Consider the following 16,553-nt stretch of genomic DNA (forward strand, 5'->3'; position numbering starts at 1 on the left):
GCCCATGCAGTTCAAGGCCATTCAGCGCATTTTGGGGTTGTTGCTGATGCTGTTCAGCCTGACCATGCTGCCGCCTATCATGGTCGGTTGGCTGATGGGGGATCCAGACCTTTCCCCCTTCTGGGACGCGGGCGGCGTCCTGTTTGTCACCGGCATTGTCCTGTGGGTGCCGGTCAGGCGGGTTCATGCCATCCTGCGCACCCGGGACGGTTTTCTGTTGGTGACATTGTTTTGGGTGGTGTTGAGCCTGGCAGGGGCCCTGCCTTTTGTCTTTTCCGACGCGGTGGCCGCCAGTTTCACCGATGGGGTGTTTGAAACCGCTTCGGGGCTGACCACCACCGGCGCGACGGTGTTTATTGGGCTGGATGGTTTCCCCCGTTCCATCCTGTTTTGGCGCACGGAACTGCATTGGCTGGGCGGGATGGGTGTGATCGTGCTGGCGGTGGCCATCATGCCGATGTTGGGCGTCGGTGGCATGCAGATTTACAAGGCGGAAGCCCCCGGCCCGATCAAGGACGCGAAACTGGAGCCGCGTATTGCCGAAACCGCCAAATTGCTGTGGTACACCTACCTGGCCTTGACCATCCTGTGTGTGCTGGCGTTCCGCCTCGCTGGGATGGATTGGTTTGATGCCATCGGCTACAGCTTTTCCACGTTGGGAACCGGCGGGTTCGCCAACCATGATTCCAGCTTGGCGTATTTTTCCAATCCGGCTATCCACTATATCGCCGTATTGTTCATGTTTTTGGCGGGCGCCAATTTTGGCCTGCATTTCATTGTTTGGCGCAGCGCCAGTTTCAAGCCTTATCTGGAAGATTCCGAATTCCGCTTTTATTTCCTGCTCACCGCCGCCGCCATCCTGGTTGTGGCGCTTTCCTTGTATGCTTATGGCACGTATCCTGACCCATTTGATGCCTTGCGTTATGCTTCTGTCCAGGTTGTTTCCGTGCTTACCAGCACTGGGCTGGTGCTGGGCGACCATTCGGTGTGGCCCTCGTTCCTGCCCATATTCATTACCTTGTTGGTCACCAGCGGGGGCTGTTCCGGCTCAACTGGCGGTGGCATGAAGTCCATCCGCTTCCTGCTGCTGCTGAAACAGGCCATCCGCGAAATCAACTTGCTGGTGCATCCGCGCGCGCATATCCCGATCAAGGTCAACGGGCAGGTGGTGGATGAACAGGTGGTCAAAGGCGTGTGGGGGTTCTTTTTCATTTATGCCGCGTTGTTCATCCTGTTCATGCTGGGGTTGATGGCGGACGGGCTGGATCAGGTGACGGCATTTTCGGCGGTCGCGGCCACCATCAACAATATGGGGCTGGGGCTGGGCGATGTGTCCGCCAACTTTGCGCCACTGAGTAATTTTTCCAAATGGTGGCTGTCGCTGTGCATGATCATGGGGCGGCTGGAGTTGCTGACAGTGTTGGTCTTGCTGACGCCAGCTTTTTGGCGGCGGTAGTCAGGTTTCGGCCAATAGCTGTTCCGTCATGCGGGCGGCCTGCATTCCATAACTGCCGCCAAACAGGTTGAAGTGGTTGAGGATATGGTAAAGGTTATAGAGCGTCTTACGCACCGCATAACCCTGATCCAGCGGCCAGCTGGCTTGATAGGCGGAATAAAAACGTTCCCCAAAACCGCCAAACAATTCCGTCATCGCCAGATCAGCCTCGCGGTCGCCATAATACACCGCTGGGTCGAAAATGACCGGCCTGCCATCAGGCGTGTAGGCCAGGTTTCCACTCCATAGGTCGCCATGCAGCAAGGAAGCTGGTGGCCGGTAATGGGTAAAGAAAACCGCTAACCGCTCCTGCAAGCGCAACCCCTGTTCGTAAGCCCTGCCCGGATAGCCATTGCGCCTTGCCAGTCCGAGTTGGAAACCCAGCCGCTCCTGACGCCAGAATTCCACCCAATCATTACACTGGCGGTTGGGCTGATGGGTTGCCCCGATGGTGTTGTCGCGGAACCGGCCGAAGTGTTCAGCCGTATGCCGGTGCATGGTGGCTAATTGCTCCCCCGCTTGGTGTGGGTCGCCACTACTGCGCAAGTCAAGGTGTTCCAGAATCAGGTAGGCGTTGTTCGCCACCACGCCATAACCGAGCGGTTCTGGCGCATAGAGGGTGTTGGTTGCCCTGATTGCGTGCAAGCCATCCGCTTCGGCTGCAAACATTTCCAGCTTGCCAGCCTGATTCAGCTTGATGAACCAACGCGAACCATCCGCCAGTTCCGCTGTACACGCCTCATTGATGCAACCGCCGCTGGTGGGCTGGAGCGCCCGCAAATACGCGGAGTTTCCCACATGCCGTTGCAACACCGTTTCGATCAGGTTACTGGTCTGCTTTGGGTAGCCGTTCATCCTCTTCCATCCTGCGCTGTGAGTCCGGTTCTGTATACTTTCCCCCACACGGACGACGCGTATGGCAGGGATGCCTTCTCTTTCCTGAATCAAAAAATAACATATAGCGAAGGGAAAGCCTCATGAGCAAGCCTAAACAAACCGGCATGACGCTGATTGAGTTAATTGTTACGTTCAGCATTGTCGCAATACTGGCTGCCGTAGCAGCCCCTTCCCTTAGCGAAATGATCAGCAACAACCGCCTGACGGCGCTTAACAACCAGATTGTGTCCACACTCAACTATATGCGCGGTGAGGCCGCCAAACGTGCTTATGATGTCACGATGTGTGTGCGGAATGCGAGTGGCACGGGTTGCTCCACCAACACTGCCGATGGTTTTGAAAACGGTTGGATTGTCTTCACCAACTGCAATCCCACAACCAACTCAACACCCGACACCACGACAAATGTGTGTGACTATAACGGCGACAATATCGCAGAGGCGCCAGAAGAAATCTTGTTGGACACCACGATGACGCTGGTTGGAGTCACCATTTCCAATAACCTCAGCACACCGCAAAGAATCAATTATAGACCCAATGGGATCGCGTCCAATGCAGGCACGCTGAATCTGCAATTAAACGGTGAAAGCCGCTACGCGATAACTATAGCACCCCTGACAGGCCGCCTTTCCTCCTGCAAGGTAGGGACATCCGGCTGCTGATCCAATCCCTTGCCGCATGAATTAAGATTTCATTGCGTGTTCACTCCGTTTGACGGAAAATTGCCATAGCATTTGCAACAATAAACATGCGCCAGATCAAGGCGAGGGTGATAAATTTCCGGCATAATATTTGCATGTATAATCATATCTGCCGGTAATGCAAGAAAGGAGAGTCCATGCAATCCAGCCAGGAAAAGTTGTCAAACAATGGCAAGCCGGTTCCGCTTCACCACCCTGCCAACAACGCATTAAAGCAACATTACCACTCAGTCTGCGATGCGCATCTGCGCGACTTGTTTGCGCAAGATCCTCAGCGTTTCGAACGTTTTTCCCTACAGGTCGGTGGCGTTTTATTGGATTACTCCAAAAACCGCATCACTGCCACCACCCTGCAATTGCTGATGCAGCTTGCCGAAGCCGCTGATGTGGCTGGTTGGCGCGAGCGCATGTTCCAAGGCGAAAAGATCAACAACACCGAGCAGCGCGCTGTCCTGCACACTGCCCTGCGCAACCGCAGCAACACGCCGGTGATGGTGGATGGGCAGGATGTCATGCCCGCCGTCAACACGGTGCTGCAACAGATGGGCGGTTTCGCCGAACGGGTGCGCAATGGCGAGTGGCTGGGTTACACCGGCAAGCCGATCACCGATGTGGTCAATATCGGCATTGGCGGCTCTGACCTCGGCCCGCACATGGTGTACCAGGCGCTGAAAGCTTACCGGCATCCCCGCCTGCACATGCACTTCATTTCCAATGTGGACGGTGCCCATGCGGTGGAAAAGTTGGAAACCCTTGACCCTGAAACCACCTTGTTCATCGTCGCCTCCAAAACCTTCACCACCCAGGAAACCATGACCAACGCCCATTATGCGCGCACATGGTTTTTGCAACACGCGCAAGACGAAGCACATATTGCCAAACATTTCGTCGCCGTTTCCACCAACCAGCAAGCCGTCGCCGGTTTTGGCATCGACACTGCCAACATGTTTGAGTTCTGGGATTGGGTAGGCGGCCGCTACTCGCTATGGTCAGCCATTGGCCTTTCCATCGTCCTGGCGGTAGGTGCGGACAACTTTGCTGAACTGCTGGGTGGCGCGCACGAAATGGACAATCATTTCCGCACTGCGCCGCTGGCGGAGAACATGCCGGTCATCCTTGCCATGCTGGGCGTTTGGTACAGCAACTTTTTCGGTGCGGAATCCCACGCCATCCTGCCTTACGACCATTACCTGCGCAGCCTGCCGCTGTACCTGCAACAAGCCGATATGGAAAGCAACGGCAAATCGGTTGACCGCGACGGCAATGCCGTGGATTACAGCACCGGCCCCATTATCTGGGGCACCACCGGCATCAATGGCCAGCATGCCTTCTACCAGTTGATCCATCAGGGAACCCGGCTGATTCCGGCGGACTTCATCATTTCCACCACGGCACCCACCGGCTTGCAGGATCATCACGATATCCTGATGGCAAATTTCCTGGCTCAGACCGAAGCGTTGATGCATGGCCGCACCCGGGAAGAAACCCTTGCCAATGGGGTGGCACCGCCTATCGCGCCGAAAGTGTTTGCAGGCAACCATCCCAGCAACGCCCTGCTGCTGGACGCGCTCACCCCGCACAGCCTGGGCATGCTGATTGCGCTGTACGAACATAAAATCTTTGTCCAGGGAATCATCTGGAACCTGAATGCCTATGACCAGTGGGGCGTGGAACTTGGCAAACAGCTGGCGAAGCGCATCCAACCCGAATTGCAGGCAATGGACACCGTCACAAGCCATGACGCCTCCACCAATGGCCTGATCAACCACTACCGGCAGCAGCGCGGCGGAAGAGCGCCCGGATAACAACCGCTATCTTGACTTGCAGCACGGCAGCAAGGATGCTGCGCTGGTATTCTGAGGACGTAAAAAGCAAAGCAGCGGAAGGCATACACAAGCACAGGGGTGAGGATGGATATAATCGCCGGTGACATTGGCGGCACGAAAAGCTGGCTGGCGTGGGCAACAGCGGAGGGGCAGGAAATGGCCATCTGCTATGAACAGGTTTACGCGAGTGCAGATTTTGCCAGTAGCGAAGCCTTGATGCAGCGGTTTGTATCTGACGCCTCCCAAACGGCCAGGCCGCAGGCCGTATGCCTTGCATTGCCGGGGCCTGTAGTACAGGATGACCGCCCCATCCGCCTGACCAATCTGGATTGGGTGATCAAAAAAAGTAGCCTGCGAAACCTGCTGGGAGCATCACAGCTGCTGTTCATCAATGATTTCCAGGCCGCCGCGCAAGGTGTTTCCACCCTGACGGCAAGCGATACTGTCACGTTGAACCCAGGTGGCGGCAGTGGCGATCCGGCAATACGCGCGATTACCGGCGCAGGCACAGGCTTGGGGCTGGCGTGGATGCACCAGGAAGCCAGCGGCCATTACCGCGCCTTCGCCACGGAAGGCGGGCACACCGACTTCGCCCCCGCCAATGCACAGCAGGAACGGCTGCTGGCCTTTATGCGCCAGCGTTATGCCCATGTCTCTTGGGAACGGCTGGTGTCCGGCCCGGGCGTAAACCAGGTTTATCAGTTTTGTTTGCTGGAAATGACGGGTGAGATTCCAGCCGAGTTGCGGGAGCGTAATGGCGCTGTCGTCAATCAGGCCACGCAGGCAGGCGACCCAGTGGCGACGGCGACGATGCAGCTGTTTGCCGACCTCTACGCCAATTGGGTCGGCAATGTCGCCTTGCTGTACCAGCCGGGGGGAGGGTTGTACCTCGGCGGCGGCATTTCCGCCCGCATCCAGCCATGGTTGCAGACGCAACGGTTTCTGGACGCCTGTTTTGACAAGGGGCGCATGGCGGCGCTGGTTCGGCAAACGCCCATACATCTGATCACCAATACACGTTTAGGCTTACAAGGAGCGCTGGCAGCAGCGGTGCGCCACACAACGGGATGAGGAAAACATTATGACACTGGATAAAAACCAACAGGCAAAGTTGTACCGTTATTACACTGAGCCGAAGATGGTCACGGAACTGACCCGCAAGACACTGGCGCTGGTGTTGGCCGGAGGCGAAGGCTCCCGCCTCAAGGACTTGACCATGTGGCGGGCGAAGCCTTCCGTGCCATTTGGCGGCAAATACCGCATCATCGATTTTGCCCTGTCGAACTGCGTCAACTCCGGCATCCGCCGCGTCGGGGTGCTGACGCAATACAAGTCGCATTCCATGATCCGCCACCTGCAACGCGCCTGGGGTTTCATGCGGGCGGAGATCGGCGAATTCGTGGAAATCCTGCCCGCCCAGCAACGCACCGCCAAAAAGGAATGGTATCAAGGCACGGCGGACGCGCTGTTCCAGAATATGGACATCGTCCAGCGCCATGACCCGGAATATGTGCTGGTGCTGGGTGGCGACCATATCTACACCATGGATTATTCCAAAATGCTGCTCCAGCACGTTGAGTCCGGCGCGGACTTCACCGTCGGCTGCATTGAGGTGCCGGTGGAGGAAGCCAAAGGGTTCGGCGTCATGTCGGTGGATGACAGCTTGCGCATCACCAAGTTCGTTGAAAAACCCACCCACCCGGAAGAGCTTCCCGGCAGGCCCGGCATGGCGCTGGCGTCGATGGGCATTTACATCTTCTCACGCGATTTCCTCTACAAAGTGCTGTATGAGGACGCCACCAAAGTGCATTCCTCCCGCGATTTCGGCAAGGACATCATCCCCTCCAATATCCACACCTCCAAGGCGATGGCCTACCCGTTCCGCAAAGAGAATGGCGACCCCGGTTACTGGCGGGATGTGGGGACTGTGCATTCCTACTGGCAAGCGAATATGGAGCTGTGCTCGGTCGAGCCGGAACTGAACCTGTACGACCGGGACTGGCCAATCTGGACTTACCAGCCGCAGTATCCGCCCGCCAAATTCGTGTTCGACGACGATGGCCGCCGTGGGGAAGCCATCGACTCGCTGATTTCCGCCGGTTGCATCCTCTCCGGGGCGCAGGTCAAGCGCTCACTGGTGTTTTTCGCCACCACCATCGAAAGCTATTCGTCGGTCAAGGACAGCGTGATCCTGCCCAAAGTCAACATCGGCAGCAACTGCCGGATTTCCAGGACCATCATTGACAAGGGCACGGTGATCCCCAGCGGCATGGTGATCGGTGAAGACCTTGACCTTGACCGCAAACGTTTCCACGTCACATCGGAAGGCATTGTGCTGGTGACTGCGGAAATGATGGGGCAAAAACTGCACTCGGGCGACAGGGATATGTTATGGCGCATGGCCGTCTGAATGTGGTCTTGTGCTGGCACATGCACCAGCCCTGGTACCGCAACGGCTTGGATGGTGAATACCGCCTGCCGTGGGTATACCTGCATGGGATCAAGGACTACAGCGACATGGCGATGCATCTGGAACAGCATCCGCGCATGCGCTGTGTGGTCAACTTTGCGCCTGTACTGCTGGAGCAGATCGATGACTATGCCCAGCAACTGACCGCTTTCCTGCAAAACGGCGACCCGATGCGGGACAGGCTGCTGAACCTGCTCGCGGGGGTGGAGCCAGTTCCGGCTGACAAAGCGGCGCGTGCCGAGCTGATTGCGGAATGCCAGCGTTGCCATGCGCCGACGATGGTCCACCCACATCCGCCGTTCCAACGCCTGTTCAAAATCATTGGGGCGACTGATGAAGCGGGGATCGGCGGCCAGCGCTTCCGTTACCCCCTGGCGTATTTGAGCGACCAATATTTCCTGGATTTGCTGACTTGGTACCACTTGGCATGGCTGGGGCAATCCTTGCAGAAGCAGCCGCCGATCCAGCGGCTGTTGGGGCAGGGCGGCGAATTTTCTGCGGCTGACCGCCATGCGTTGCTGGAAGTCATCCGTGACTGTCTGGCCGGATTGATCCCACGCTATCGGGCGCTGCTTGGACGCGGGCAAATCGAACTGTCGATGACGCCTTACATGCACCCCATTGTGCCGCTGCTGAACGATTTCGCCAATATGCGTTGCGCCCTGCCGCATGCGCCCGCTCCGGCCGCCCCCTGCTATCCGGGCGGCGAGGAGCGCTCCCGCTGGCATTTGCTGCACGGCATCGAGGTGTTCAAGCGTTTCTTTGGCGTCAAGCCGCAAGGCGTGTGGCTGTCGGAAGGCGGCGTCAGCGAGGATGCGGTGCGCCAATTGGATGAGGCAGGCATCCGCTGGACGGCGTCCGGCGAAGGCGTCTGGCGCAACAGTTGCCATTTGTCCGGTTATGACGGTGAGGATGAACACAGCAAGCGCAGCCTGTTCATGCCCTACCAGCTGCCTGGCAGCCAGGTGCGGCTGTTTTTCCGCGACGATGGGTTGTCTGACCTGATCGGCTTCAAATACAGCAACTGGCATGCACGCGACGCCGTCGCCGATTTCGTCCTGCATCTGGAAAATATTGCTGTTTTCCTCAGCCACAACGCCCCCAACCAGGTGGTGCCCATCATTCTGGACGGGGAAAACGCCTGGGAATATTACCCGAACAATGGCGCTTACTTTTTGGATGCGCTGTATACTGCGCTGTCCAATTCCGAGCATGTCTGCATGACAACGTTCACCGAGGCCAGCAAGTTGCAGTCCCGTCCGTTGCCCGCCCTATGTGCCGGTAGTTGGGTGTACGGTTCGTTCTCCACCTGGATCGGCGCCACCGACAAGAACCGGGGGTGGGATTATCTGGTTGACGCCAAGCAGGCTTTCGACCAAGCGGTTGCAGCCGGTTCCCTGGACCCGCAGCAACAGGAACTGGCCAGCCGCCAATTGGGCATTTGCGAAGGCTCGGACTGGTTCTGGTGGTTCGGTGATTACAATCCGGCCGACAGCGTGCGTGATTTTGAGCGCCTGTACCGGCAACAATTACGCAAATTGTATGAAATGCTGGCGGCTCCGCCTCCGGCCTATCTGGACAACTCCATCTCCCAAGGCGGCGGCGGGGCCGAAAACGCAGGCACAATGCGCAGGAACACCTGATGAATACATTACAAGCAATCGGACGGGCGGCAGGCATCCTGCTGCATCCGACATCGTTGCCTTCCGGCAAGGCGGATGCGGACGCCTACCACTGGATCGACTGGCTGGCGGAATCCGGCATGCGGGTTTGGCAGATGCTCCCGCTGGGCGTGCCGCTGGTGGAGCTGTCGCCGTATCAATGCGCCTCCGCGTTTGCGGTGAACCCGGCGCTGTTTGCCACCGACCTGGGCGAGTTTGATGCCAACCAATACGCCCAATGGTATAAGGAGCAACGGCACTGGGTTGAGGATTACGCCCTGTTCATGGTGCTGAAACAGCAGTTCCAAGGCCGGGAGTGGCACGAATGGCCGCAGCCGTTCCGCAACCGCGACCCGCAGGCATTGTTCAGGCTGCGCGGCGAGCAGGCGGAGGCGCTGTCCGCCATCATCCACGAACAATACGAATGCTGGCGGCAATGGCAGGCATTGCGCCGCCATGCCGGACAGCGGGGCGTCCACTTGTTCGGTGACATGCCGATCTTCGTCGCTTACGACAGCGCCGACGTCTGGGCGCACCCGGAACGTTTCCTGCTGGATGCCAGCGGCGCGCCGACCTTTGTCACCGGGGTGCCGCCGGATTATTTTTCTGCAACAGGGCAGCGCTGGGGCAACCCGCACTATAACTGGGAAAAAATGCAGGCGGAAAACTTCCTGTGGTGGCGGCAGCGCCTGCAATACCACTTTGAATTTTTCAGCCTGGTGCGGTTGGACCACTTCCGTGGGCTGGCGGCGAGCTGGATGATTCCTGCCCATGAAGAAACGGCCATCAATGGCGAGTGGCGGGCGGTTCCGGGTGACGCCATGCTGGCCAGCATCCAGCAGGAAATGGGCGCAATCCCGCTGGTGGCGGAAGACCTTGGCATCATTACGCCGGATGTCACGGCGTTGCGCGACAAATACGGGCTTCCCGGCATGAGTGTGTTGCAGTTCGCTTTTGACCATTTTGCAGACAATCCGCACAAGCCGCAAAATGTGGGGGGGAACACTGTGTATTATACTGGCACCCATGACAACGACACCCTGCTGGGATGGTTCGACAGCCTGGATGCAAGTGTGCGGCACCAGATCATGCAGGCGCTGGGCGCTGCGTCTGAGGAAGCGGTTCCGGACGCCATGCTTGACACCATCTTGGGCAGCAAGGCGTCACTGGCCGTCATCCCTTTACAGGATTTGCTGCATCTGGGTTCCGAAGCCCGCATGAACACGCCCGGCACCGCTTACGGCAACTGGCGCTGGCGTTTCCATTGGGAGGACATACCGGCTACCATGGCGCCACAATTGCATCACAAACTGGAGGGACACCAGCGAAATGAACGAGAACCTGAGTCGGATACAACACGGCAAACATCACGACCCGTTTGATTGGCTGGGATGGCATCCTCTGCCGGGCGGCCAATGGGCGCTGCGGACTTTCATGCCTGCCGCCGAAGCGGTTGAGGTCGTCGGGCATGGCGAGATGACGCGCCTGGAAGGCACTGATTGCTTTGAAATTGAACTGCCCTCACCGACCGACCCTGCCGCGCACCCTCCCCTGCGCTGGCAGGACAAGCAATCAGGCGACTGGCATGATGCCATCTGCCCCTACACGTTTGCGCCCCAGTTGGGTGAGCTGGATCTGTACCTGCTGCAACAGGGGCGCCATCACCACGCCTGGAAAATATTAGGCTCCCATCCCACCCAAGTCGAAGGGGTGGATGGTGTGCAGTTCGCCGTCTGGGCACCAGCGGTGCAACGCGTCAGCGTCATTGGCGATTTCAACGGCTGGGACGGGCGGCGGCATTGCATGCGTTCGCGCGGCTCTTCCGGCGTATGGGAAATATTCATCCCTGGCCTCCAGCCTGGCCTCGCCTACAAATACGAAATACTGAACCGCCGCGACCAGATCGTGCGCAAAACCGACCCCTATGCGCAACAGATGTTCATGCGTCCGGAAACCACTTCCTGCATTCCGGCGGACGCGCCCTATGTTTGGGAGGATGACGCCTGGATCGACGCCCGGTCGCGCTTCGACTGGCAGCACCAGCCGGTCAGCGTTTACGAACTGCACCCCGGCTCTTGGCGCAGGCATCCGGACGGCGGCTTTTACAACTGGACGGAACTGGCGGACGCCCTGATCCCTTATATAACCGACCTGAATTATACCCACATCGAATTGCTGCCGGTGGCGGAGCACCCGCTGGACGAGTCCTGGGGGTATCAGGTGTCCGGTTATTACGCCCCCACCGCCCGCTACGGTTCGGCGGATGATTTCCGCCTGTTTGTCGACGCCTGCCACCAGGCGGGCATCGGCGTGCTGCTGGACTGGGTGCCAGCGCATTTCCCCAAGGACGATTTCGCCCTGGCGCGCTTTACTGGCGAACCACTGTATGAGCACGCCGACCCACGCCGCGGCGAGCACCAGGACTGGGGCACGCTGATTTTCGATTTCGGCCGCAACGAAGTGAAAAACTTCCTGCTTTCCAATGCGCTGTACTGGATTGAGGAATTCCATATCGACGGCCTGCGGGTGGATGCGGTGGCTTCCATGCTGTACCTGGATTATTCGCGCAAGGCGGGCGAATGGCTGCCCAACCAATACGGCGGGCGCGAAAACATCGAGGCGATCGCTTTCCTGCGTGAAATGAACACCGTGGTGCATGGCTATTTCCCCGGCGTCCTCACCATTGCCGAGGAATCCACTGCCTGGCCTGCGGTGTCACGCCCGGTGGAAATCGGCGGGCTTGGCTTCAGCATGAAATGGAACATGGGCTGGATGAACGACAACCTGTCCTACATCCAGCACAACCCGGTGCACCGCAAATACCACCACAACCTGCTGACGTTCAGCCAAGTGTATGCGTATTCGGAAAATTTCGTGCTGCCGCTGTCGCATGACGAAGTCGTGCACATGAAACACAGCATGCTGGACAAGATGCCGGGCGATTACTGGCAGGCATTCGCCAACCTGCGCCTGTTTTATGCATGGCAATACGCCCACCCCGGCAAGAAGCTGCTGTTCATGGGCTGCGAGTTCGGCCAGTGGTCGGAGTGGAATGTGGGCAGGGAACTGGATTGGGCGCTGGTCAGTTTCCCGGCGCATGACAGCATCCGCCATTTGCTGCGGGACTTGAACCAGTTGTACCGGCAACAGCCAGCGCTGTACCAATATGATTTCGACTGGCGCGGTTTCCAGTGGATCGACTGCCACGATTCCGACCAGTCGGTGTTGAGCCTGATCCGCCAGGGCGACAGGCCGGAAGACAGTATCCTTGTGTTGCTGAATTTTACGCCCATTCCCCGCCACCAGTACCGGATCGGGGTTCCCGCTTCCGGCCATTACCGCGAATTGCTCAATACCGACTCCGAATATTACGGTGGCAGCAATTGTGGCAATGAAGGGGAAATTCCGGTGCAGGCCCATCCGTGGATGGGTTTTGAGCACTCCATCGAAGTAACCCTGCCGCCGCTGGCGGCCCTGTTTCTGCAAGCCCGCTGATGAAAGTACTGTTTGTCGCCAGTGAAGCCTACCCCCTGGTCAAAACCGGCGGGTTGGGGGATGTCGCCTGTAGCCTGCCGCTCGCCCTGCATGAGGCGGGGGCGGAGATACGCCTGCTGCTGCCCGGTTACCGCGACCTGCTGAACAAGCTGGGGGAAGTCCGCATCCTCGGCTGGCTGGAGTTGTGGGGAATGAGCCGCACCCATACTGTCAGGATTCTGGAAAGCCGTCACCCCGCCTACCCCTTCCCGTTGTGGGTGGTGGACTGCCAGGCGTTGTTTGACCGCCCCGGCAACCCGTATTTGCAGCCCAATGGCCAAGACTGGGCGGATAACGCCGAACGTTTCACCGTCTTCGCGCGCGCTGCGGTCGAAATGGCCCGTGACGCCTTGCGGACAGGCTGGGCGGCGGATGTGGTGCATGCGCACGATTGGCAGGCCGGGCTCGTGCCCGCCTTCATGGACACCCTGCCGCACCGCCCTCGGAGCATTTTCACCATCCACAATATGGCTTACGGCGGGCATTTCTCCCGTGGCGACTTCACCGCGCTGCATCTGCCGGGCCATTGGTGGTCTGCGGAAGGGGTGGAGTTCTACGGTGGCTTTTCCATGCTGAAAGCGGGCATTGTCTACGCCGACGCGGTCACCACCGTCAGCCCGACATATGCGTATGAAATCTGCACCCCCGCCTTCGGTTACGGCATGGATGGGTTGCTGAAATCACGCAGCCACAAACTGCACGGCATCCTCAACGGGATTGACACCACAGTTTGGGACCCGGCTGCCGACGCCAATCTGGCGGCTGGCTATTCCTGCGGGGCGATCCAGCCCGGCAAGGGTCGCAACAAGGCCGCCCTGCTGCAACGCTTTGGCGTGGCTGACCCTGCCCCATACCTGCATCTTCCGCTGCTGGGGACGGTTGGCCGTCTTGTCGAGCAAAAAGGCATCGACCTGATCCTGCACGCCATTCCCGACTTGCTGGCGGGCACGGATGCGCGCTTTGTGCTGATTGGCGCAGGCCACCGTCATTTCGAACAGCGTTTGCGCGAGCTGGCGGCGCAATACCCGAACCGGGTGTTCGTCTACATTGGCTATGACGAACAGCTTGCCCATTTGCTGGAAGCGGGTTCCGATATGTTCCTGATGCCGTCACGCTTTGAGCCTTGCGGCCTGAACCAGATGTACAGCCTGCGCTATGGCACGCCGCCGGTGGTGCTGTATACCGGCGGGCTGGCCGACACCGTGGTCAACGCCAGCCATCCTCACCTGCAGGATGGCACCGCCAATGGCTTCGTTTTTTATGAGCCGACCAGCCGGGCGTTGAAAGCCGCCATTTTGCGGGCACTGGACTGCTTTATCCACCCCGAAACCTGGCAGCAGTTGCAGATGACCGGCATGCAACAGGATTTTGGTTGGGAACACAGCGCCGCCAAATACCTCAACCTTTACCAACACCAAACATAATCCGTTCCACAGCAGGAGAGGAGAAACGATATGACAGCGCATTCATCCACTCATATCCCTTACATCCCGGTGCCACTGGATCCGTTAGCGGATGATGCAGAAGCGCTGGGCAGTGATTTCCAGCGTTACCTGTCTTATTACCTGGGGCGATTCCAGGGCTGCCCGCCGGTCTATCTGTATCAGGCGCTGTCCTACACCCTGCGCGACCGCCTGATGGTGGCTTGGCGCAATACCTGGGGCGAACACCTGCAACCCGGCAGGCGGCGCGCGTTTTACATGTCGCTGGAGTTCCTGATCGGGCGCTCGCTGGGCAACAACCTGTTGAATATGGACATCACCGCCGCGACCAAACAGGCGCTGCTGCAATATTGCACCAATCTGGAGGAGGTTTCCGCGCAGGAGCCAGACGCCGGTCTGGGCAACGGCGGTCTGGGGCGGCTGGCGGCCTGTTTCATGGACAGTTGCGCCACCTTGCGATTGCCGGTGGTCGGGTATGGCATCCGCTACGAATACGGCATGTTCCGCCAGCACATTGACAACGGCTATCAGGTGGAAGACCCGGATCACTGGCTGTTGGACGGCAACCCCTGGGAAGTGGAACGCGCCGAATACACCCAGCGCGTGCAGTTCGGTGGGCATACCGAACATTACGCGGATGACAAGGGCAGGCGGCGGGTGCGCTGGATCAGCGGTGATGACGTGTTGGCCATCCCGTTCGACATGCCGATCGCCGGTTACAAGAACAATACGGTCAACACCTTGCGGCTGTGGAAAGCGACCGCCACTGATGAATTCAACCTGATGGAATTCAACGCAGGCAGTTACACCGAAGCGGTGGAGGCCAAAAACCACGCCGAACACATTTCCATGGTGCTGTACCCGAACGACAGCAGCGAAAACGGCAAGGAGCTGCGCCTGCGCCAGCAGTATTTCCTCGCCTCCGCCAGCCTCAAGGACGCCATCCGCATGTGGGAGCGGCAGGGCAACGCCGATTACGGCAAATTTGCGGCGGAAAACGTTTTCCAGATGAACGACACCCACCCGACGGTGGCGGTGGCGGAGCTGATGCGCATCCTGATGGACGAAAAGGGCATGGGTTGGAACGAAGCCTGGGAAATCACCCGCAACTGCATGGCCTACACCAACCACACCCTGCTGCCGGAAGCGCTGGAGCGCTGGCCGTTGCCGCTGTTCGCCAGGCTGTTGCCGCGCATCCTGGAAATCATCTACGAAATCAACGCCCGTTTCCTGCGCGATGTGTCGCTGAAATGGCCGGGCGACACCGACCGCCAACGGCGCATGTCGATCATTGAGGAAGGCCCGGTGCGGCAGGTGCGGATGGCTTGGCTGGCGATAGTCGGCAGCTTCTCCATCAACGGCGTGGCGGCGCTGCATTCGCAACTGCTGGTGGATGGCCTGTTCCACGATTTCTACGAACTGTGGCCGGAAAAATTCAACAACAAGACCAACGGCGTCACCCCGCGCCGCTGGGTGGCGCACGCCAACCCCGGCATGACGGCGCTGATCAGTGAAAAAATCGGTGAGGGCTGGGTGCGCGACCTCAGCCAGTTGGCAAAGCTCAAACCGTTCGCCGCGCCGGAACACTCCGCTTTCCACGCCCAATGGCGGGCGGTCAAATTCGCCAACAAGCAACGGCTGGCGGAACTGGTGAAACTGGAATGCGGGGTTGACTTCAACCCGCAGGCGCTGTTTGACGTGCAGGTCAAGCGTATCCATGAGTACAAGCGCCAGTTGCTCAATATCCTGCATGTGATCCACCTATACCGCCGCATCAAGCTTGGCAGGTTGGACAACTGGGCTGACCGCTGTGTACTGATCGGTGGCAAGGCGGCTCCCGGCTACACCATGGCCAAGCGCATCATCAAGCTGGTCAACAATGTGGCGGAAGTGGTCAATACCGACCCGGATGTGGATGGCCGCCTGAAAGTCGCCTTCATCCCCAACTACCGGGTTTCCAGCATGGAGATCATCGCCCCGGCGGCAGACCTTTCCGAACAGATTTCCACCGCAGGCAAGGAAGCTTCCGGCACCGGCAACATGAAGTTCATGATGAACGGCGCGCTCACCATCGGCACCTACGATGGGGCCAATATCGAAATCCTCGAGGCGGTTGGGGCGGAAAACTTCTTCCTGTTCGGCCTGCGCGCCGAAGATGTGGCGGAACTGCGCCATGCTTACCGTCCGTGGGTGTATACGGAAAATGACGAGGATCTGCGCGGCGTGCTGGAATGGATCCGCAGCGGGCATTTCAACCCGTATGAACCCGGCATTTTCGACATGATCCTGGATGCGCTGCTCAACCCGCACGACCCATGGATGACGCTGGCCGATTTCCGCAGCTATGTGGAGGAACAGGAACGGGTGTCGTTGGCTTGGCAGGATCAGGAGCACTGGACGCACATGAGCATCCTGAACACGGCGGGCAGCGGCTTTTTCTCCACTGACCGCACCATGGAGGAATACAACCGCGAGATCTGGAAATTGACGCCCAGTGGCACCGGGAACGTCTGAACACTTGCCCCCT

General features: G+C 58.8%; 11 protein-coding genes. 10 read left to right on the top strand and 1 reads right to left on the bottom strand.

Translation table 11 applies throughout. The annotated features are described in order from the left end of the window. Nucleotides 1-4: 4 nt before the first annotated feature. Complete coding sequence (locus tag VSS37_RS16195; protein ID WP_324696878.1) at nt 5-1,456, top strand: TrkH family potassium uptake protein; 1,452 nt, start codon at nt 5-7, stop codon at nt 1,454-1,456. Here VSS37_RS16195 and VSS37_RS16200 read toward each other — a convergent pair whose 3' ends face one another. Continuing rightward, a complete protein-coding gene (locus VSS37_RS16200; RefSeq protein WP_324696880.1) occupies nt 1,457-2,350 on the bottom strand; it encodes a fructosamine kinase family protein in 894 nt (297 codons plus the stop codon). Between the two features lie 122 nt (nt 2,351-2,472). Between VSS37_RS16200 and VSS37_RS16205 the strand changes: the two genes are divergently transcribed. The 9 genes from VSS37_RS16205 to VSS37_RS16245 all read left to right on the top strand — a co-directional run bounded on the left by VSS37_RS16205 (nt 2,473) and on the right by VSS37_RS16245 (nt 16,540). Further along, nucleotides 2,473-3,054: a GspH/FimT family pseudopilin gene (locus tag VSS37_RS16205; RefSeq protein WP_324696882.1), complete on the top strand. Its 582-nt coding sequence runs from the start codon at nt 2,473-2,475 to the stop codon at nt 3,052-3,054. A 176-nt stretch (nt 3,055-3,230) separates the two neighbouring features. Then, nucleotides 3,231-4,898, top strand: a complete 1,668-nt coding sequence (gene pgi / locus VSS37_RS16210) for a glucose-6-phosphate isomerase (RefSeq protein ID WP_324696884.1) — start codon at nt 3,231-3,233, stop codon at nt 4,896-4,898. 105 nt (nt 4,899-5,003) lie between these two features. After that, the gene (gene glk, locus VSS37_RS16215) at nt 5,004-5,990 is read left to right on the top strand and encodes a glucokinase (protein ID WP_324696885.1); all 987 of its coding nucleotides are present in this window, start codon (nt 5,004-5,006) and stop codon (nt 5,988-5,990) included. A gap of 10 nt (nt 5,991-6,000) precedes the next feature. Beyond that, nucleotides 6,001-7,329 (top strand): glucose-1-phosphate adenylyltransferase, encoded by a 1,329-nt coding sequence (gene glgC / locus VSS37_RS16220; RefSeq protein WP_324696886.1) that lies wholly within the window; start codon nt 6,001-6,003, stop codon nt 7,327-7,329. After that, nucleotides 7,311-9,032 carry a glycoside hydrolase family 57 protein gene (locus VSS37_RS16225; protein ID WP_324696887.1) on the top strand — a complete coding sequence of 574 codons (1,722 nt, stop codon included), beginning with the start codon at nt 7,311-7,313 and terminating at the stop codon, nt 9,030-9,032. Before glgC ends, VSS37_RS16225 begins: the two co-directional genes overlap by 19 nt. After that, the gene (malQ, locus tag VSS37_RS16230; RefSeq protein WP_324696889.1) at nt 9,032-10,432 is read left to right on the top strand and encodes a 4-alpha-glucanotransferase; all 1,401 of its coding nucleotides are present in this window, start codon (nt 9,032-9,034) and stop codon (nt 10,430-10,432) included. Before VSS37_RS16225 ends, malQ begins: the two co-directional genes overlap by 1 nt. Continuing rightward, nucleotides 10,380-12,545, top strand: coding sequence for a 1,4-alpha-glucan branching protein GlgB (gene glgB, locus VSS37_RS16235; RefSeq protein ID WP_324696891.1), 2,166 nt, complete (start codon nt 10,380-10,382; stop codon nt 12,543-12,545). Before malQ ends, glgB begins: the two co-directional genes overlap by 53 nt. Further along, nucleotides 12,545-14,008 (top strand): glycogen synthase GlgA, encoded by a 1,464-nt coding sequence (gene glgA / locus VSS37_RS16240; protein ID WP_324696893.1) that lies wholly within the window; start codon nt 12,545-12,547, stop codon nt 14,006-14,008. The genes glgB and glgA overlap by 1 nt, the downstream gene beginning before the upstream one ends. 30 nt (nt 14,009-14,038) lie before the next feature. After that, nucleotides 14,039-16,540: a glycogen/starch/alpha-glucan phosphorylase gene (locus VSS37_RS16245; protein ID WP_324696894.1), complete on the top strand. Its 2,502-nt coding sequence runs from the start codon at nt 14,039-14,041 to the stop codon at nt 16,538-16,540. Nucleotides 16,541-16,553 lie beyond the last annotated feature (13 nt).

Origin of the sequence: Candidatus Thiothrix phosphatis (genome assembly GCF_035668035.1) — a bacterium.
Lineage (GTDB): Bacteria > Pseudomonadota > Gammaproteobacteria > Thiotrichales > Thiotrichaceae > Thiothrix > Thiothrix phosphatis.

Coding starts and splice junctions, on each gene's coding strand:
- VSS37_RS16195 (WP_324696878.1), top strand. CDS start 5: ATGCAGTTCAAGGCCATTCAGCGCATTTTGGGGTTGTTGCTGATGCTG.
- VSS37_RS16200 (WP_324696880.1), bottom strand. CDS start 2,350: ATGAACGGCTACCCAAAGCAGACCAGTAACCTGATCGAAACGGTGTTG.
- VSS37_RS16205 (WP_324696882.1), top strand. CDS start 2,473: ATGAGCAAGCCTAAACAAACCGGCATGACGCTGATTGAGTTAATTGTT.
- pgi (WP_324696884.1), top strand. CDS start 3,231: ATGCAATCCAGCCAGGAAAAGTTGTCAAACAATGGCAAGCCGGTTCCG.
- glk (WP_324696885.1), top strand. CDS start 5,004: ATGGATATAATCGCCGGTGACATTGGCGGCACGAAAAGCTGGCTGGCG.
- glgC (WP_324696886.1), top strand. CDS start 6,001: ATGACACTGGATAAAAACCAACAGGCAAAGTTGTACCGTTATTACACT.
- VSS37_RS16225 (WP_324696887.1), top strand. CDS start 7,311: ATGGCGCATGGCCGTCTGAATGTGGTCTTGTGCTGGCACATGCACCAG.
- malQ (WP_324696889.1), top strand. CDS start 9,032: ATGAATACATTACAAGCAATCGGACGGGCGGCAGGCATCCTGCTGCAT.
- glgB (WP_324696891.1), top strand. CDS start 10,380: ATGAACGAGAACCTGAGTCGGATACAACACGGCAAACATCACGACCCG.
- glgA (WP_324696893.1), top strand. CDS start 12,545: ATGAAAGTACTGTTTGTCGCCAGTGAAGCCTACCCCCTGGTCAAAACC.
- VSS37_RS16245 (WP_324696894.1), top strand. CDS start 14,039: ATGACAGCGCATTCATCCACTCATATCCCTTACATCCCGGTGCCACTG.